Consider the following 20,396-nt stretch of genomic DNA (forward strand, 5'->3'; position numbering starts at 1 on the left):
TATGAATAATACAAAAAACATACAACAGGCCATTGTTGCAGGTGGTTGCTTTTGGTGTATTGAAGCACCAATGCAGCGATTAAAGGGGGTTAATTCTGCAACTTCAGGCTATATGGGGGGTAAAATTAACAACCCAAGTTATCAACAAATTTGTACTGGCACTACCGGCCATGCAGAAGTGGTCATTATAACTTTTGATGCAACCCTTATTAGTTACCAGCAAATACTACAGGTCTTTTTTGCTTTACATGACCCTACTATGCTAAATCAGCAAGGAAATGATAGAGGCACTCAATATCGTTCTGCGATATTTTACCAAAATGAACAACAGCTAAAGTTAGCCAAACAAGAGATAACAGGTCAAACCGAAAGTGGCGAATATAGCGCGGCTATTGTAACCACCTTAGAGCCTGAGCAAGAATTTTACATTGCCGATGAAGTCCATCAACACTATTACGATAAAAACCCTTACCAGCCTTATTGCCAAATTATGATCGCACCCAAGTTGGCTAAGTTGGAAAGTTTATTTAGGGATAAGGTTAAGTAAGGCGACAAGCTGCAAGGCTGCATGGCCCTTAAGCCCTATATCCCTAAAGTCCTATATCCCTACTATTAATACATCATCGCAAAAAGTTTACGACGATATTGCGCCGCCAATTTATCGCCATCAGGCAAGGCAGAAAGAATATCGAGTAGTAACTTTTTGCTTTCACTATCGCCGGCATCAACAAGCAATAATTTATACAGTAAACTAAGCGCTTCATCGACACGGTTTACTTGACTATATTGCACCGCTAACTGGCGACTTAAATCAATATCGTCAGGACTAGCAGTTAATTGCTGCTCTAAAGCTTGTATTTCAGGAGAGTTACTTGCCTCTTGCGCAAGTTCTAATTTAGCGATTAACGATTGATAATAAGAGTCTTGGTCAACCATCGTGATACTTGCTAACAACGGCTCTGCTTCAGTTATTTTACCAAGATGTAAATAAACATCTGCCAGTGCTTTTTTAATATCAGCACGTTCACCATCAATTGCGTAGGCTTGTTGTAATAGTGGCAATGCTTCATTTACTTGTTGCTGCTGTAATAAATCTAGACCTTGAGCTAAAAGAGTATCTTCAGGTTTAGGCAAATATTTACCTAAAAATTCATCAATAGCTTGGTCAGGTTGAGGACCTGAAATACCATCAATGGGCTGACCATCTTTCACCATTACCGAGGTAGGTAAAGCTTGCACACCAAACTGTTGTGCGATTGCTTGCTGAGCTGCACAATCAACTGTTGCTAAAATCATAAAGCTACCTGCACCGGCAACTCTTGCTGCCAACTTGTCTCTTAACTCTACGCTTTCAGGTATTTGCTCTGCCCAAAAATGTACTAAGATAAGTTTAGTTTTTGATTCTTCTAAAATAACTTGTTGGAAGTTTTCAGGGCTAATGGCAATGATATTGTCTGACATTTAACGGCTGTCCTAAATAATAATATTGTTATGCTTAGGTTATATGGGTAGAAGCTCAAAAATCAAGAGATGCAAGCTAGTAATGACAAGTTATTAATGCTTTTTATGATGAGTTGTTATCACTGCCATGATGAACAGCATCTATTACGATTAAAATACATAAGGCGAGTTCGTTTAACTCATCATTTTCAACATTAAGCCCATAAGTATCACTAAATGAAAACCATTTTTTACTCACTTCTGCTACAGCAACTCCTGCTTCAGAAAACTGATATTCATGGGATAAAAAGTTACCTGTTGCAGTAATTTCACGCCCCTCAAACTTGATCGCAAAGCGACTTTTAAAAATTGGCAAAAATGTTTTTACTACTTTAGCTTGCTGACCATTTTTAAAATTAATATAAAATGTAGGACGAAGAGAGATCACCTTTTGCTTTATTTCTGCGAGCTCGTTTGCATTAGAATCTTTTAAATGAAATGTTTTGCCGATACTAAAAAATTTACCATCAACAAAGTAAACAATTTCGTCTTGCTCATTTTTAATTTCAAACTTTTCGGTTAATGATAAAAAGCGCTGTTTTAATTGAAATTTTGCCATTAAGTATTTTAACCCTGTCCTGTTGTTTTTATTTTTTCGTCAACATAGTCACACCAATCATCACTATTTCTGTCAGGAACTTCAGCATTCCCTCTTACATTTAATTTAAATTCAATCACCGACTTCCACTCATCGGAGCCTAAATCAGGACCATGTCCTTGCCCATCTGATGATACTAGTCGGTCTTCAACAAAAACCATCCAAGCCTTTGAGCAAGGCTTTAACGCATTTGTCGCCTTCAGCTCAGCCATTTCAATATCAGGATCTGATGCTGACGTATCCATACAGCCACTCGTTAATAAAACAAAAAGGAAAATAAAAACAGTTTTACTCATGTTATGCACTAAATGTTAAAAGTCATGAATTAACTTTAGCAAAAAATGCTAAATATTCATTATTTCAATTAAAAACAAAACTTTACTAATTGAAGTGTTAAAATAGATACAATAATATTTAATTAGGAATTTCGATGTCTGATAATTTACAAAATTTTTCAACATTTGTTGATACAGTAAATGAAGAAGAGCAATTATTTGCTTTACAAAACGAATCTGGTGATTGGGTTGTTTGTGACTCAGCTGAATTCGAAAGCGCTGATGTTATGCCTGTATGGGCAAATAGCGAAACGGCTCAACAATTTTGTTGTGATGAATGGCAAGACTATAAGGTTGCCAGCATTCATTTAGAACAGTTTTTAGAAGAATGGATAAGTGATCTTAACGAAGATGGCGTATTAGTTGGTGTTGACTGGCAAATAGATGCTGAAGGTACAGAACTAGATGCAATTGAATTTGCAAAACTTTTGGTTAAAGCTCTTTAATTCAACCAAAAATATTGTGAGTTGGTGTTTATACAATTCAGTATAAACACTGTCTTATTTTTTCCTAAAATTAATCTAAATCAATTGTATGTTCAATTTCTTTAATTGGTTACAGTTGATTACAGTTCTTTTTCCCCGCAGCGTTAATATAAATCAATTTAATTTCCTGATTTATTGAGAGCTGGCAATGACAAAAACACAACCGAACAAACCCAATTTATCTTCTACAGTTGCAGAAGTTAATTTTGCTAGTTATATCCTAAATGCCTCCGGCCCTCGTTGTACCACCGAAGCGGAATTACATAACTTAGGTCAATCTGAATCTGCAGCAATAATGACAAAATCATGTACATTGCTTGCCCGAGAAGGTAATCCAGAGCCTCGTTATAAAGCGTTACCTCAAGGTTCAATTCAGTCTATGGGTTTGCCAAATTTAGGCTACAAAGCTTATCTTGATATGCTGCCTAGATTAACTCAATACAATAAACCACTTATCGTTAGCATTTCAGGATTATCTATTAATGATAATGTTGAAATGGTCAGCGCTTTTCAAAAGTCAGCGGCAGATTTGTTAGAAGTAAACTTTTCTTGTCCAAATGTTCCTGGTAAGCCCCAGCTTGGCTATGACTTTGAGCAAACCGACAAAGCACTTGCAGCAATCACCAAATTTGGAGATAAGCCTCTTGGTATAAAACTACCTGCTTATTTTGATTTTAATCATTTTGAAACGGTTGCCAACATATTAAAAAAATACCCCGTTAAATTTATTAGTTCAATTAACTCTATTGGCAACACCTTAGTTATTGATCCTGAAACCGAAAGCCCGGTAATTAAACCTAAAGCTGGTTTTGGCGGCTTATGCGGTAGCTACATAAAGCCAATAGGCTTAGCAAACGTGAATGCATTTAGACAATTACTGCCAAAAGAAATCAGTATTTTTGGTGTTGGTGGTATTTATAGTGGCAGCGATGCATTTGAATATTTATTGGCAGGTGCTGACGCGGTACAAGTCGCAACTTGTTATCAAGAGCAAGGAACAGAATGCTTTAGTCGAATTAGTAACGAACTTAGCCAAATACTTAGCCGTAAAAACTATCAAGATATAAATGATGCTAAAGGTGCGTTGAAACTTCTATAACAAGTATAACCTGTAACTTTTAACTTCAATATCACAGTATAATGGCCAAGTATTGTGGCCATTTCAAACTAGATCCCCTTAGCTCAATACAAATCACTTTCATCATATTCCTTATAAGCAGATCATACCTTAAAAAGCTATTATCTTTACTCCGACCGAAATTTAATAAAATATTAACCAATCATCATCACAACAATAAGTTATTGATTTTTATAAAATTAAACAGGCTTGCTTTCATAAAAAAGTAAATAAAAAGTAAAATAAACGTTAAAAGTTATTGACGAAATGAAAATATTAAATTAGTTTATGTAAGCGCTTACAAAAAATTACAATTTGTTAAGCCTGTTTTTTTAAATAGAAATGTAAGCGCTTACAAAATTAGTTACACAGAAATTCACTAAAAATAAAATAAAGCACTCTGGGGAGAGTAAAGTGAAAACAAGAACATTTAACAAAACTAAACTAGCAACGAGTTTGTCGTTAATATTAGGAGCTTCAGTTATAACTACCACTTATGCGGCTGAAGAAGTTACCGCTGGTGATGATGTAGAAATAATAGAAGTTACCGGTATTCGTGGCAGTTTGACGAAGTCGGTTGACATTAAACGCTCTTCAAGAGGTGTTGTAGATGCAATTTCAGCAGAAGATATAGGTAAGTTTCCAGATACAAACTTAGCCGAATCTCTGCAACGTATTTCAGGTGTATCAATTGATCGTGATAATGGTGAAGGTAGCAAAGTAACTGTTCGTGGTTTTGGTCCTGACTATAACTTGGTAACGCTAAATGGCCGTCAAATGCCAACTGCGAATATCAATGATACTAGTGCTTCTGATTCTCGTTCATTCGACTTTGGTAACTTAGCATCTGAAGGTGTAAGTGCTGTTGAAGTATACAAAACCGGCCGAGCAGACGTTGCAACAGGTGGTATCGGTTCTACGATTAACTTAGTAACAATAAAGCCATTAAATGCAGGGAAACAAGCAGCGGTTAGCGTTAAAGGTGTGCATGATACATCAAGTGAAGATGGCGATAGCTTAACCCCTGAATTATCAGGTTTATATAGTGACACATTCGCAGATGGTAAATTTGGTGTTGCAATTACAGGTTCATACCAAAATCGTCAAAGTGGTTCAGCGCGTGCTGGTGTTGATAACGGCTGGCGCCCGCAAACAGGTGGCGTTGGTGACTGGGGTTCAGTTGGTGAAGGCCCAAATAACATTAATGTGCCAGCTGATGGCGTAACATATGCTGTTCCTCATAACGTATTATATGGTTTCAGTGAAGTAGACCGTACACGTACTAATGGTCAATTAACGTTTCAATATCGCCCTGTTGAAAACTTAACAGCAACACTAGATTATACTTACTCAAAATTAGAAGAAGAGTTAAATCAAAACATTCACTCTGTGTGGATGAGCTTGAACTATGCTGGCGGCTCAGAGTGGACAGATCCGGATGGCGACAATGTTTCTGCGCCAATGATGATCCATGATATTGATGGCCCTTCTGATTTAGTGAGTCAAGTAGAGCAAAGTGCAAAAGTTAATGAAAACGATTCCATCGGTTTAAATTTAGAGTACTTGGTAAATGACAACTTATCTTTTGCCCTTGATTTTCATAGCTCTTCAGCAGAAGCAAAACCTGACAGCATTTATGGTAACAGTAATACTATTCAAATGGCGACTTGGACTCGTGCAGAGACAAAAGTAGACTTCACTTCAGACTTCCCTGTCGTAGAAGTTGCATTCCCTGACGGTACAAACGGTTTAACGCCAGATGACGTTAGAACGACTGGTACAAGTTTCAGAAACAGCTACATGAAATCTGAAATAGAGCAAGTTCAATTAGATGGTACATATGTATTTGATCAAGGCGTTGTTGAAAGTATCGATTTTGGTGTTGGCTTTAACAAAGTAGAGAACCGCAATGCCTTTGCAGTTGCAGAACGCCCTAACTGGGGTGGTACTGGCTCTGCAGACGATATTGACGATCAAATGTTACTTGATAGCAAAGATACCATGAAAGATCGCTTTGATAACATGCCGGGTAATAAATCAAATATGATCAATGAGTTTTGGGCTGTAGATTTTAAAACAATTGCTGATTTAGTTGGCGATTTATATTCAGACCCTAGCGATACTCAAGCCTGGCCATGTGGCACAACTATTTGTGCACCGTCTGAATATACAACAGACAGACGTACAGAAGAAGAATCAACAAGCGCATATTTACAAGCTAATTTAGCGTTTGAAATAGGTGAAATGCCTGCGGCGTTAACCATAGGTATTCGTTATGAGCAAACGGATGTTACTTCAACCACTCTTTTACCAGATGTAGTGAATCTAGGCTGGGTATCTACTAACGAGTTTGAAATTGTACGTGCAGATGATGCGGTATTCTTTAATGGCGAAGGCGATTATGACTATGTTCTTCCTAACATAGATTTTAACATTGAACCTTTAGAAGATGTCATTGTAAGAGCCTCATACAGTGAAACAATTACTCGTCCTGCGTACGGTAATTTAACTGCGGGTAGCCGTTTAAATGAAGTTCGAAATGGTGGTGCAACGGGTTCTCGTGGTAATCCAGGGTTACTACCTGTTGAATCAGAGAATATCGACCTTTCGCTTGAGTACTATTACGGTGAAGCCAGTTATGTATCTTTAGGTTACTTCCAAAAAGATGTTGAACAGGTTGTTGGTAATAAAATAATCAATGAATCTCCTTACGATGTAACTGACCCAGCCTCAGGGGCCCGCTTTGATGCTGCTGTTGCAGCTACTGGTGGCGATTCATCAAATAGTGAAGCAATTCGTGAGAATATAGAACTATCAAACCCAGGTGACCAATACATCATTCCTGCTGCAGGCGGAGCAATGACTCAAATTTGGGGTCATCCAACAGAAAATGGCATCTTAGATGTCGATTTTACTCAACCAGTTAACCAAGGTAGCAATAAAGTAGACGGTTTCGAGTTTGCTATACAGCACTTCTTTGGTGATTCAGGTTTTGGAGCTATGGCCAACCTAACAGTTGTAGATAGTGACATTGATTATGATGATGGTGATTTCTCAGGAAATCAAATTACACCGTTACTTGGCGTAAGTGATTCATACAACATTGTTGCCTTCTATGAAAAATATGGTTTTCAAGTTCGTGTTGCTTACAACTGGCGCGATGACTTCCTACAAGGAACTCATGATGGTCAAGGTCTAAACCCTGTATATGTAGAAGACTACGGTCAACTAGATGCAAACATTAGCTATGAATTTAACGAAAACCTTGCTGTATTTGCTGAAGGTATTAACTTAACAGATGAAATCACTCGCAGTTACGGTCGTCATCAGTTAATGGTTAAGAACATCGAGCAATCAGGACCGCGTTATAATATTGGTATGCGATATAAGTTTTAATATTTAACATATATCAACTAACAAAGCCGCTGCATGCAGCGGCTTTTATACTCATGTGAATAGTTATTTTTGTTTAAATCACATAAATAATTTAAATGGTTATTCACATTAGTATTATCTTTACTTACAAGCTCAACTAAAAGATAGTAGTTAATCTCTAGAAAGTTATAAATAAAAACAAAACGTTAATTAAGTTTTTGGTCTAATTAATGGTATTGATATGAACAACCCCCTTAAAAAAATTGTAATTGTTGGTGGTGGTACCGCAGGTTGGCTAACAGCCGGCATACTTGCTGCTGAGCACAATGCACATCGCGCTGATGGTTTAGAAATCACCCTAATCGAATCGCCTGATCTTAAACCTATCGGGGTTGGTGAAGGTACCTGGCCAACAATGAGAGATACCATCCAATCTATCGGTATTTCTGAATATGATTTTATCAGCTGTTGTGACGTGTCCTTTAAACAAGGTTCACAATTTGTTGGCTGGTGTGACGATACATCTGCCGATAGTTACTATCACCCATTTGTAGCACCACACGGTTTTGGTCAATCAAATTTAACCAAACACTGGCAGCAATCAAAAAACTCAACATCTTTTGCTCATACGGTGAGCTTTCAACCGCATTTATGTGACTATGGCTGTGCACCTAAGCAAAAACAAACGCCTGAATATGCCGCTGTTGCTAATTATGCATATCACCTAAATGCTACAAAATTTGCACAACTGCTGCAAAAACACTGTACTGAAAAACTCAAAGTGAAGCATATCAAGGACCATGTCACTGGCGTGAATGGCAACATTGATGACAATATCCAGTCTATTAGCACCAAACAACATGGCAACTTAACTGCTGAGTTATTTGTTGATTGCTCAGGAAGTTCGGCTATTTTATTAGCTCAACATTACAAAATACCTTTTATCAACAAAAAAGACGTGCTGTTTAATGACACCGCACTAGCAGTACAAGTACCCTATGCCAATGCGAATGAAAAAATTGCATCACATACTATTTCTACAGCACACGATGCTGGCTGGATTTGGGATATAGGCCTGCCAACTCGTCGTGGTGTAGGCTGTGTTTATGCCAGTGACTATATGACTGACGATGCAGCAGAAGCACAGCTTCGAGCTTATTTATCTAAAACACTGCCACAAAATATAATAAAAGAAGCCAAGATTAGAAAGCTGTCTTTTACTCCTGGTTATAGAGAGAAGTTCTGGCACAAAAACTGTGTGGCTGTTGGAATGGCATCAGGCTTTCTTGAGCCACTGGAAGCATCTGCACTGGCATTAGTAGAATTATCCGCCAAAATGATCGCCAAAGAACTGCCCGCTGAGCAATCAATCATGCCAATTACTGCCGAGCGATTTAATCGTCGTTTCCATTATCGCTGGCAACGTATCATTGAATTTTTAAAGCTGCATTATGTGCTTAGCAAGCGCAGCGCAAAATACTGGCAAGACAACAAAGCTACAAACACCATACCTGATCGTTTACAGCAACTGTTGGCTTTATGGCAATACCAAGAGCCAACCTTTAATGACTTTACCGAAATTGAAGAAATCTTTCCGGCTGCCAGCTATCAATACATTCTTTATGGTATGGGATTTAAAACCCAAGTTAGAGCAACATCAAGGCGAATTGATAACGAATTGCTTAGTGAAAAGCTTATAACCGAAAACCAACAGTTATGCCAAAAGTATTTGGCAGGCTTACCGACAAATCGTGAACTAATTGACCATATCATTCATCTTCAAATGAATAAAAAGGTATGCTAATTAATAATTATAAAAACAGGAGTTTCCATGGCGAATCACGCTTTTTTAAATAACGTTGACCATCAAGACCTAAAAATTATTACTGAAAAATCAGAAAAATATGGCAATAATAAAATGTACAGTGCCATATACCCATTTGAGTTTAAAAATGCCCAGGCTGACTACCCTATCTTTTTCTATAAAGATCAAGAGAACAATGCTTATACTGCTCTGGCATTGTTTGGCTTTGAAGGTAAGGAAAATCTATATCTTGAAAATGATAAATGGAATGCCAGTTATATTCCATTAATGGTGGAAAGAGAGCCTTTTTTAATCGGTAAACAAACCGTTGTTGAAAATGGCGAAAGCACAGAAAACCCTGTCATTCATATTGACCTGGATAACCCAAGAGTAAATAAAGACCAAGGCGAGAAAATTTTCTTATCGCATGGTGGTAATAGTGAATACATCAATAAAATCAGTACCACCTTAAAAGCACTACATGACAGTAAAGAGTCTACCGACTTGTTTTTCAGTACCCTTTCAGAGCTAGACCTTATTGAGCCTTTTAATTTAGATATTCAGTTACAAGATGGCTCAAATCATCGTTTAGCTGGCTTTCATACCATCAATGAAGAAAAACTGACCGGACTATCTGGTGAGCAGCTTGAACAATTAAACAAGTCTGGATTATTGATGCTTATTTACATGGTCATAGCCTCTCAGTCTAATATCGGCGGCTTAATCCAGAAGAAACAAGATAAAGTACAACCAAAGTAAATAGTAACTTTTGATGAGGCAGTTGTTATCAGCGATATATTTAGTCAGATAAAACCAGTTGAGCAGGTATCAAGCTGTAGTGCTGAAAATATTCCTGCCAAGGTTTTATCATCAACACAACCTATCATTTTGAAAGGACTGGTAAAGCATTGGCCTATTGTTTGTGCTGCGAATGAATCAAACGAATCAGCGGTGAATTACTTACAACAGTTTTACCAAGGGATGCCGGTAGGAGCAGGCTTTGGTGAAAGTAAGGATAATGGCCGTTTATTTTACAATGATGATTTATCAGGTTTTAATTTTGACCGCAAAACCATTGCCTTAGATGCTTTCTTAACAGAACTGCTAAAACCTGATCAGCAGCCATCCGCAGCAAAATATGTTGGCTCTACTGACATCAATAAGTTGCTGCCAAGTTTTCGAGAGCACAATGATTTACCGGCGTTAAGTGAATTTAAGCCATTAGCGAGCATTTGGTTAAGTAATCGCTCTCGTATTGCTGCTCATCATGATACACCTAATAACATTGCCTGCTGTGTAGCCGGCAAAAGACGCTTTACCTTATTTCCTCCTGAGGAAGTTAAAAATTTATATATTGGTCCGCTAGACCATACACCTGCGGGGCAAGCAATTAGCTTAGTAGACTTTTATGAACCTGACTTTGATCGTTTCCCAAAATTTAAACAGGCATTGGCAAATGCGCAAGTGGCGGAACTAGAACCAGGCGATTGTTTGTTTTTACCCAGTATGTGGTGGCACCATGTTGAAGGCTTAGATAATTTTAATATATTAATAAATTATTGGTGGCAAACAACCAATTTACAGATGGGTGCAGGTATGGATGCGCTTTATCATGCTTTGCTCAACATTAAAGATTTACCTGAGCAACAAAAGCTTGCCTGGCAGGCAATGTTTGAACATTATATTTTTAACGTTGATGAAAATGCCTTAGCTCATATCCCTGAAGATAAACTTGGTATTCTTGATTCAAATTCAGATATGGCTGCTAGAAAAATACGAGCCATGTTATTAAACAAACTTAATCGTTAATCACAACAGTAAACATAGGTGATACAGTGCAAGATAAAAGAATAAAAAAGGTTGTCATTGCTGGTGGTGGAACTGCTGGTTGGATGGCCGCAGCGGCATTATCGAAGCTACTAGGCAAGAACCTTGATATTACCCTGGTAGAATCGGATGAAATCGCAACCGTAGGTGTTGGGGAAGCAACGATACCAACGCTGCAATATTTTCATAAATTATTGAACATTAATGAAGCCGAGTTTTTAAAAGAAACTCATGGCACGTTTAAGTTAGGTATTAAGTTTGAAAACTGGCGTGCTAAAAATGAAGATTACCTGCACGCCTTTGGCGTAACAGGTCAAGATTGTTGGGCTGCTGGCTTTCAGCATTTTTGGCTAAAAGGTCGCCAGCAAGGTATTGCCAGTGATTTTGGTGATTATTGCTTGGAACAAGTAAGCGCGGTAAGCGAAAAATTTGCACACTTACCAAATAACGGCCTTAACTATGCCTATCATATTGATGCAACACGTTATGGACAATACCTTAGAAAAATGAGCGAAGCTCATGGCGTTACGCGTGTTGAAGGAAAAATAGAACAAGTAAAACAAAATCATGAAACAGGCTTTATTGAGTCTTTAAGTTTAGCCAATGGCAAAGTAGTTGAAGGCGATTTATTTATCGACTGTACCGGTCAGCGCGCATTGTTAATTGAAGGTGCATTACACACTGGTTTTGAAGACTGGTCGCATTGGCTACCTTGTGACTCTGCCATTGCAGTGCAAACTAAGTCGGTTGCTGAAGCAATTCCATATACCCGCTCCATTGCTCATGACTTTGGTTGGCAGTGGCGCATCCCATTACAGCACCGAGTTGGTAATGGTATGGTGTATTGCAGTAAATTTGTCAGCGATGAACAAGCCAAAGCTGTACTTGAAGAAAACCTGGTCGGTGAAAAAATTACCGAGCCACGAGTAATTAAGTATCGAACTGGTACAAGGCGTAAACATTGGAACAAAAACTGTGTTGCGGTTGGCCTTTCAAGTGGATTTTTAGAACCTCTAGAGTCCACCAGCATTCACCTTATTCAACAATCAATTGTACGTTTAATGCGGATGTTTCCTCACACTGGAATTAAGCAAACTGATATTGATGAATTTAATTTGCAAACCAAGTTTGATACCGAAACAACCAGAGACTTTATCATTTTACATTATTGCCAGCACAATCGAAGCGATACAGAATTTTGGCGTCATTGTCGCAATATGCCGATCCCTGAGCGATTATCTCATCGTATTGAACTGTTTAAAGAAACAGGGCGAGTATTTCGCAAAAACAATGAATTATTTGATGATTCATGGATGCAGGTGATGATTGGTCAAGGTTTAATTCCTGAAAGTTACCACCCTATTGTAGATAATATGAGTGATGATGAATTAATTCGCTTTTTAGATCATATAAAATCCAATATTAAAGGCACTGTAAGTCAGTTGCCAAATCATCAAGCTTTTATAAAACAGTATTGCAATTCCGGCGATTAAATTTAAATGATGCAAATAAATAGCTCTAAGTTGTATGTTTTAATGTTTGTTGCTTCAGCAATGGCATTACCCACATTTGCTACGGAGCAATTTATTTGGCCTAATAATACCAAAGCCGCCATAAGTCTTTCTTATGATGATGCCTTAAATAGCCAGTTAGATAACGCAATCCCTGCGCTTAATAGCTTAAACTTAAAAGGCTCATTTTATTTAACCCTCAATTCGCCAACAGTAGATGAACGTTTAGAAGAGTGGCGAAAAGCCGCTAAGCAAGGACACGAACTCGGCAACCATTCAATTAATCATGCCTGTAGTGGCTCTTTACCTGGCAGAGATTGGGTTGCGAGTCACAACGACCTTGATAACAAAACCTTTAAAGAGATAATCCAAGAAATTAAAACGGCAAATAGCTTTTTAAAAGCCATTGATGGGGAAAGTATCAGAACGTTTACTGTACCTTGTACAGATCAGCAGGTAGAAAATAAAAATTACGTGCATGCCCTTAAAGATACTTTTGTTGGTATTAAATCTCAGGTTGGTAACATCCCTGAAAATATTAATGCATTTGATGTCATGGATGCGCCGGTATGGGCCCCTACCGGCAATTCAGGAGCTGAACTGATTGCTTATGCAAAGCAAGCAGTTACACACGGCACAATTGCAAATTTTACCTTTCACGGAATTGGTGGCGATCACTTATCTGTATCGACAAAAGCGCATCAAGAGTTATTAAGTTATTTGGCAGATAATCAAGATATCTACTGGGTAGATACTTATCGTAATATTAGCCTACATATCAAACAACATTCATTGCACAAATAATTAATAAACTGGTAATAATACCCTGATATAACTCTACCTAGTGAGTACATCAGAGCAATTATTCACCCGCAAATTTCAACATTACTGACAGTTTATCACTGCCCTATCGGCTTTATTTATCTCAAGCTTAATATTAGCAAATGACAATGTTACTTCATCTTCACTAGACATAACAAAAGACTGATTAATTCTTGCCATATTGGCGCCATTTTGAATAAAGCAATTCAAATCAACACTAAGCTTTTGCCAACTGTTTATCGGCATAGAGCCAATATATTCACTAATATCGACTTTACCCAAACAGTCTTTTTCACAATGCATTTCTAGCATTACTCTCGCAGAAGATATTTGTTCTTTACGCAATTCAAAGGTAATTGCGGCACTCCTTTCAGCATATGAACGGAAGTCTTCAACAAAATTGCTTCGTAAGCTTACAGAGCCCTTACCTTCTCCAGTAAAGGTAATCGTACGAGCGTCTTCCTGAATATCTTTATCCATAGTTTTAAGTTTGATCGCAGGTAATTCAACAATTGAACTTGTTACTTGTTCTGTGTGTTCACCAGAAGATAAATTAATTTCCCATGGTGCTTTTACTGCTTGTTGAAATAATATCAACTCCTGCTTAATCTCACCTTTAGTGACAATCTCATTAAGATCATCAGTTAACACATTATCATCACCATATTTTAAGCCAAAACCATACGGTAATAATGGATCATAATTTTCATCATTGCGGTTAACCACAGTTTGAACCGCTGATTTCGGCCAAGAAAAAGATAATTTTCCTTTAAAGTCATAATTAACAGAACCATCGGGGTTTGAAAATAACACTTCACTTACGCCTTCACCTTCACTGCCCGGTAACCAAGTAGCAACAAAAGCATCTGAGGCATTTAATTCAGCATTTACCCACATCGGTCGGCCAGATATAAACACCGAAACTACAGGGACTCCCTGTGCTTTTAATTTTTGTAATAATGCTAAGTCTGCTTTATTGCCCCGCTGATAATCTAGGTTATCAATATCACCGGTACCTTCTGCATACGGCTCTTCACCAAATACCACTATGGCAACATCAGGTTTAGTTTTAAAGTTACCGTCAACAGCTAATTCAATATTACCACCAGCAGTACTTACAACGTTTTCAAAACCTGCGTAAATAGAACTTCCCCCCGGAAAGTCTGAATTTTCATTACCAGTTCCCTGCCATGTTATAGACCACCCCCCTGATTGCTTGCCGATATTATCGGCTCCATCGCCGGCAACCAAAATATTCGCATTAGGGTTTAGTGGTAATATATTGCCTTTATTCTTCAGTAAAACTAACGATTCCCTTACCGCCTGGCGAGCAACATCTCTATGTTCTTGTGCACCAATCAATTCCACTTTACCTGATACGGCACGATTAGCAGGGCTTGGCTTGTCGAATATGCCGGCACGAAGTTTAACTCTTAATATACGACTTACCGCATCATCAATACGTGCTTGTGGTATCTCACCCGCTTTAACTTGCGAAATAGTGTTTTCATATAATGGTTTCCAAGCATCTGTTGGTACCATGAATATATCTAAACCCGCATTAATGGTTTGACTGCAGTTGTCATTAGTACATCCTGGGATTTGACCATGGCCATTCCAATCACCAACAACAAAACCATCGAAGCCCATTTTGTCTTTTAATACAGTGGTTAATAGATATTTATTGCCGTGATTTTTTTCACCATGCCAACTATTAAAAGATGCCATAACTGACTGTGCACCAGCCGTTAAACCGCCGACATAACCTTGACCATGAATATCAAATAACTCTTGCTCGCTGGCAATATTGTTGCCTTGATCATCGCCGCCTTCAGTGCCGCCATCTCCCAAGAAATGCTTAACCGTTGATATTACGCGACTATCGCCTAAAAAGTCTTTATCTGGATGTCCTTGTAGACCTTTCACTATCGCAGATGAATATTCTCGAACAATCTCAGGATCTTCCGAGTACCCCTCATAGGTACGTCCCCAACGATCATCTCTAACAACGGCAACTGTAGGAGCAAAGACCCAATCAATACCAGTAACCATCACTTCTGTTGCTGTAATTGCGGCAATTTTTTCAATTAATTCAGGATTATTTGCTGCCCCTAAACCAATGTTATGTGGAAACAACGTAGCACCAATAACATTGTTATGACCATGCACGGCATCTGTGCCCCAAATGGTTGGGATACTATTGCCATCAATCGAGTCGTCGATTGAAGCTTGATACATATCTTCTGCTAATTTGATCCAATCACTTGGGGTTGCATGTTTGTCGTTATTAGGAAATGCTCCACCACCATTTAAGTAAGAACCAAAGCCGTAGGTGCGCATATCTTCTACCGTTATATCGCGAATTTCCGGTTGGATCATCTGTGCGACTTTTTGCTCAAGTGTCATTGTTGACAATATATCTTTTATTTTTTTCTCAAGCACAACATCTTGTTTAACGGGTATATCGAGCATTGGCCAAATATCAATATTATACTGAAGTTTAACTCCAGCATCAGCGGTTTTCTCTACATAGCTTTCTTCTGATTGCTCCTTAGAACAACCAACTACAGTAATAAAAAGAGTAGATAGTAATAATTTAATTTGTACATTTTTCATAATTTAGTTCCGCTATTTTGCGATTAATTTTGTTACTGGTTTTGACCCAACCAAACCATAATAAACAATGAATACATAACAAATAATTGGTAGAAAAAAAGACGCTTGTAAGCCAATTAAATCTGCAAAAACGCCCTGTAGAACAGGTACCAGTGCACCACCAACAATTGCCATACATAAAATTCCTGAGCCTTGTGATGTGTGTTTACCTAAACCGATAACAGCAAGGCTGAAGATTGTCGGGAACATAATTGAGTTTGCTAAACCCACCGATAAAATAGCCCACATTGCCAAAGCACCAGATCCCATCATTGCCACAACCAGCAATACACAAGCCACGATTGCATTAAATGCCAACACCTTTCCGGCAGATATTTTTTGCATTACTGCCGCACCAATAAAACGACCGACCATCGCCCCCCCCCAGTAATACGCTATATATTTCGCCGCTTCTGACTCCTCAAGGCTGGCTATATTTGGGTCAGCAAAAAAGCTAACTAAAAAACTACCAATAGAAACTTCTGCACCAACATAAACAAAAATACCTACCGCGCCTAACACTAAATGAGAATATTGCCACGCACTACCGGTAACATTTGAACTTTCATCATGCGCTTGCTCATCTTCAATGTGAGGCAACTTGAGCCATGCGAAGACTGCAGCCAAAATCAATAACATAGCGGCTAGAAACACATATGGCATTTGTACAGCCGCGGCTTTGTCTTGAGCACTTGCTAGTGCACCCGCAGCTTCATTTAAGATTAAATAAGCCCCAAAAAATGGTGCAACCGTTGTACCTAAAGAATTAAACGCCTGAGTTAGTGTTAAGCGTGAAGAAGCTGTTTCTGCTTTACCTAAACAGCTTACATAAGGGTTGGCTGAAACTTGTAAAAGCGTAATACCTGAAGCCAAAATGAATAGTGCCAATAAAAACACAGGATAACTGTGCATTGAGGCTGCCGGATAAAATGCCAAGCAACCGACAGCAGCTATGATCAAACCAGTGACGATACCTCGTTGATATCCATACTGTTTAACTAACTTACCGGCTGGTAATGAAACGATAAAATAAGCGCCAAAAAAGCAAAACTGCACCAACATTGCTTGCGCATAAGATAAATCAAATACCCCCTTTAAATGTGGAATTAAAATATCATTTAAACAGGTAATAAAACCCCACATAAAAAATAATGATGTTAGGGATACTAAGGCAAAATTGTAGTCGCCTGTAGATTGAGATGAGATTTTATTTTCCGTTGACGGAATCGTTGCACCAGCCATAATGTTTCCTCTGTAACCTCTGCTTGGGTTTCAAATATATGGTAAAAAAGATGTTTACCTAGTTTTTAGCGATTGTTTGCGGTTAAATGTTGACCTTTTGTTATTTTAGCGTTAACCTCAAACATGTAAGCGCTTTCATTTATACCACAAAATTGCTCAAAAGCAATTTTTTTTAACAATTCAATGTAAGCGCTTTCATCTGGATTATAAAAATAATAATAGTAACAACAATAATAAACTTACGTACTGAGCTAGCATATCCCTAGCTTACTATTGAGCCGTAAGACGCTAATATTCCTAGACTGTTTAAGGTTTGATGGTCTAGGAATAATTTATAATAAATTAAAACAGGACTTGTCGTCTGCTATGAAGATCTCATTACCACAACGCTCAAAAATGCTAAGCAAAAATTTTCTCTATGGTGTTGCTACAGCATCTTTTCAGATAGAAGGAGGCATTAATTCTCGGTTGCCATGTATTTGGGACACCTTCTGCAAAAAAGAAGGCACAATTTCTGACAAAAGTGATGGCAGCATTGCTTGTGATCATTACAATTTATGGCAACAAGATGTAGAGCTTATTGACCAACTAGGAGTCGATGCTTATCGATTATCTATTTCTTGGCCAAGAGTTATGAATCAAGATGGTAGCGCTAATCAACAAGGCTTAGATTTTTACATTAAATTATTAGATGTCCTTAATGCCAAAGGCATTAAACCTTTCGTAACGCTTTATCATTGGGATTTACCGCAATATTTAGAAGATACCGGTGGTTGGCTAAACAGAGAAACAGCCTATAAGTTTGCTGAGTATGCCAAGTTGGTAACAACAGCATTAGGTAAAAGAGTTCATTCCTACGCGACGTTTAACGAACCATTTTGTAGTGCATATTTAGGTTATGAAGTTGGTATTCATGCACCGGGAAAAGTAGGTAAAGAGTATGGGCGCAAGGCCGCTCATCATATTTTACTTGCTCATGGTTTAGCCATGGATGTGCTCAATAAATATAGCCCAAACAGCATGAATGGTATTGTTTTAAACTTTACTCCCGCTTATCCAGCTACTGACTCTCCAGAAGATCTAGCGGCAACTAAATTTGCTGACGATTATAACAATCAATGGTATATCAAGCCGTTATTTGATGGCTGTTACCCTGATACTATTGATTTACTAAACGATGCTCATAAGCCTGACATAGTTGATGGAGATATGGACATCATTTGTAAAAAAATGGACTTCTTAGGCGTCAACTTTTATACCAGAGAAGTTTTTAAAGCAGATGCAGTTGAACCATTTATGGTTATTCCACCAGAGAATGTTCCGCTTACAGATATGGGCTGGGAAATCTACCCGCAAGCCTTTACTGACTTGCTAACCAGTTTGAATGAAAAATATCAGCTGCCACCTGTTTATATCACTGAAAATGGTTGTGCTATGCCTGACACCATTGAAAACAACCTGGTCGATGATCAAAACCGCATTGGCTATTATCAACAACATTTAAATGCATTGCATGATGCCATAGAACAAGGCGTTAACGTAAAAGGTTATTTTGCCTGGAGTTTAATGGACAATTTTGAATGGGCACTAGGGTATAGCAAACGATTTGGTATAGTCTATGTAGATTATGAAACCCAACAACGCACTATAAAAGCAAGTGGCAAAGCTTACAGCGAGCTACTTGCACAAAGAACTTAATACACCAGAATAATTATAATTATAAATAGAAAGGGTCTGTAATGCTTTCAGTTAAAGAAAAAATGTCATATGGCTTAGGCGATACTGCCAGTAATATCATTTGGCAAACAGTGATGATGTTTTTGTTGGTATATTATACCGATGTTGTTGGTTTAGCTCCTGCCGCCGTTGGTACTATGTTTTTACTAGTACGTGTCGTCGATGCGATCACTGATCCTCTTATGGGGGCAGTAGCGGATAGAACTCGAACTAAATATGGCCAATTTCGCCCTTACTTAGTATGGCTGGCACTGCCGTTTGGCTTAATTAGTGTACTAGCTTTCACTACACCTGATTTTTCTGAAAGTGGTCGTTTAATCTATGCATTTGTAACTTACACATTGCTGATGATGGTTTATACCGCAATTAATATACCTTACTCTGCTCTTGGTGGTGTTATTACTGCAGATCCAAAAGAACGTGTAACGGTACAAACTTATCGTTTTATTTTTGCCATGCTCGGCGGCGCCTTTATAGCCGCCTGTACTATGCCTATGGTGGAATATTTTGGTAATGGCGACAACGCCAAAGGCTATCAATACACCATGATAGTGATGAGTATCATGGGCGTTATTATGTTTTTGCTATGCTTTGCTGGTACTAAAGAGCGAGTAGTCACCCCTGTTTCACAAAAATCTAGTTTTAAAGATGACTTCAAATCACTTTGGAAAAATGATCAATGGCGTATTTTATGTTTAGCGGCTGTATCATTACTTACCGGACAAATATTACGTTTTTCTTTATCCGTTTATTACGTGAAATATTTCCTTGGCCGTGAAGATCTGGTTTCAGCGTTTATTACCCTAGGCATGATTGGCAGTATTGCAGGTGTTGCTTTAGCTCAGCCGTTAGCGAAAAAAGTCTGTAAAATTAAAGCCTATATATCGTTACAAACAATAGCCGCAATTATTTGTGCGTTAAGTTACTTTATTGGTAGCGAACAACTTACTTTAGCATTTGTTGTGTTCTTCTTATGGCGCTTCTTCCTTGAAATGGCAACACCATTACTTTGGGCAAAAATGGCTGATACCATCGATTATGGTCATTGGAAAACCGGTGTTAGAATTACTGGTATCGTATATTCATCGGTAGTATTTTTTATTAAATTAGGTCTCGCCTTAGGCGGAGCTTTAGCCGGTTGGTCTCTAGCTTATTACGGTTATCAAGCCGATATGGAACAAACTGAAGCTACAAAACAAGGGATTTTATTATCGTTTACCTTGTTTCCAGCAATAGGTTCTTTATTAGTTGCTTTCATTATGCGTTGGTACATATTAGATGACAAAAAGGTCGCTGACATACACCAACAACTTAATCAGGCTACTGGTTAATTTGGCTGCAATCATGATACAGTGTCACCCAAAATAAGGTTATAATTTTTCTACTAA

General features: G+C 38.1%; 16 protein-coding genes. 11 read left to right on the forward strand and 5 right to left on the reverse strand.

The window, feature by feature from the left end:
• The first annotated feature begins 1 nt into the window (after position 1).
• Positions 2 to 547 carry a peptide-methionine (S)-S-oxide reductase MsrA gene (gene msrA / locus RGQ13_RS15575; protein WP_348390664.1) on the forward strand — a complete coding sequence of 182 codons (546 nt, stop codon included), beginning with the start codon at positions 2 to 4 and terminating at the stop codon, positions 545 to 547.
• Between the two features lie 65 nt (positions 548 to 612).
• Here msrA and RGQ13_RS15580 read toward each other — a convergent pair whose 3' ends face one another.
• From RGQ13_RS15580 to RGQ13_RS15590, 3 genes are all read right to left on the reverse strand, one after another.
• Complete coding sequence (locus tag RGQ13_RS15580; protein ID WP_348390665.1) at positions 613 to 1,461, reverse strand: co-chaperone YbbN; 849 nt, start codon at positions 1,459 to 1,461, stop codon at positions 613 to 615.
• Between the two features lie 103 nt (positions 1,462 to 1,564).
• The gene (locus tag RGQ13_RS15585) at positions 1,565 to 2,059 is read right to left on the reverse strand and encodes an LURP-one-related/scramblase family protein (RefSeq protein WP_348390666.1); all 495 of its coding nucleotides are present in this window, start codon (positions 2,057 to 2,059) and stop codon (positions 1,565 to 1,567) included.
• Between the two features lie 8 nt (positions 2,060 to 2,067).
• Positions 2,068 to 2,394, reverse strand: a complete 327-nt coding sequence (locus RGQ13_RS15590) for a hypothetical protein (RefSeq protein ID WP_348390667.1) — start codon at positions 2,392 to 2,394, stop codon at positions 2,068 to 2,070.
• A 134-nt stretch (positions 2,395 to 2,528) separates the two neighbouring features.
• Here RGQ13_RS15590 and RGQ13_RS15595 point away from each other — a divergent pair, with 134 nt between their 5' ends.
• The 8 genes from RGQ13_RS15595 to RGQ13_RS15630 all read left to right on the forward strand — a co-directional run bounded on the left by RGQ13_RS15595 (position 2,529) and on the right by RGQ13_RS15630 (position 13,356).
• Positions 2,529 to 2,879 (forward strand): DUF2750 domain-containing protein, encoded by a 351-nt coding sequence (locus RGQ13_RS15595; protein ID WP_348390668.1) that lies wholly within the window; start codon positions 2,529 to 2,531, stop codon positions 2,877 to 2,879.
• Positions 2,880 to 3,066: 187 nt separating this feature from the next.
• Positions 3,067 to 4,017 carry a dihydroorotate oxidase gene (locus RGQ13_RS15600; RefSeq protein WP_348390669.1) on the forward strand — a complete coding sequence of 317 codons (951 nt, stop codon included), beginning with the start codon at positions 3,067 to 3,069 and terminating at the stop codon, positions 4,015 to 4,017.
• A gap of 432 nt (positions 4,018 to 4,449) precedes the next feature.
• The gene (locus tag RGQ13_RS15605) at positions 4,450 to 7,431 is read left to right on the forward strand and encodes a TonB-dependent receptor (protein ID WP_348390670.1); all 2,982 of its coding nucleotides are present in this window, start codon (positions 4,450 to 4,452) and stop codon (positions 7,429 to 7,431) included.
• A gap of 220 nt (positions 7,432 to 7,651) precedes the next feature.
• Positions 7,652 to 9,214, forward strand: a complete 1,563-nt coding sequence (locus RGQ13_RS15610; protein ID WP_348390671.1) for a tryptophan halogenase family protein — start codon at positions 7,652 to 7,654, stop codon at positions 9,212 to 9,214.
• Between the two features lie 27 nt (positions 9,215 to 9,241).
• Complete coding sequence (locus tag RGQ13_RS15615) at positions 9,242 to 9,973, forward strand: SapC family protein (protein ID WP_348390672.1); 732 nt, start codon at positions 9,242 to 9,244, stop codon at positions 9,971 to 9,973.
• A 48-nt stretch (positions 9,974 to 10,021) separates the two neighbouring features.
• Complete coding sequence (locus RGQ13_RS15620) at positions 10,022 to 11,023, forward strand: cupin-like domain-containing protein (protein ID WP_348393415.1); 1,002 nt, start codon at positions 10,022 to 10,024, stop codon at positions 11,021 to 11,023.
• 26 nt (positions 11,024 to 11,049) lie between these two features.
• Entirely contained in the window at positions 11,050 to 12,534 is a 1,485-nt protein-coding gene (locus RGQ13_RS15625) for a tryptophan halogenase family protein (protein ID WP_348390673.1), read from the forward strand.
• A 6-nt stretch (positions 12,535 to 12,540) separates the two neighbouring features.
• On the forward strand, positions 12,541 to 13,356 hold the full coding sequence (locus tag RGQ13_RS15630; protein ID WP_348390674.1) for a polysaccharide deacetylase family protein: 816 nt from the start codon (positions 12,541 to 12,543) through the stop codon (positions 13,354 to 13,356).
• Between the two features lie 81 nt (positions 13,357 to 13,437).
• Here RGQ13_RS15630 and RGQ13_RS15635 read toward each other — a convergent pair whose 3' ends face one another.
• Positions 13,438 to 15,990, reverse strand: a complete 2,553-nt coding sequence (locus RGQ13_RS15635) for a glycoside hydrolase family 3 protein (RefSeq protein ID WP_348390675.1) — start codon at positions 15,988 to 15,990, stop codon at positions 13,438 to 13,440.
• A 12-nt stretch (positions 15,991 to 16,002) separates the two neighbouring features.
• On the reverse strand, positions 16,003 to 17,271 hold the full coding sequence (locus tag RGQ13_RS15640) for a sugar MFS transporter (protein WP_348390676.1): 1,269 nt from the start codon (positions 17,269 to 17,271) through the stop codon (positions 16,003 to 16,005).
• 366 nt (positions 17,272 to 17,637) lie between these two features.
• On the opposite strand from RGQ13_RS15640, the gene RGQ13_RS15645 reads away from it, so the two are divergent.
• Positions 17,638 to 18,969 (forward strand): GH1 family beta-glucosidase, encoded by a 1,332-nt coding sequence (locus tag RGQ13_RS15645; protein ID WP_348390677.1) that lies wholly within the window; start codon positions 17,638 to 17,640, stop codon positions 18,967 to 18,969.
• A gap of 41 nt (positions 18,970 to 19,010) precedes the next feature.
• Entirely contained in the window at positions 19,011 to 20,339 is a 1,329-nt protein-coding gene (locus RGQ13_RS15650; RefSeq protein ID WP_348390678.1) for a glycoside-pentoside-hexuronide (GPH):cation symporter, read from the forward strand.
• Positions 20,340 to 20,396 lie beyond the last annotated feature (57 nt).

The sequence above is a fragment of the Thalassotalea psychrophila genome (assembly GCF_031583595.1).
Classification (GTDB): domain Bacteria; phylum Pseudomonadota; class Gammaproteobacteria; order Enterobacterales; family Alteromonadaceae; genus Thalassotalea_A; species Thalassotalea_A psychrophila.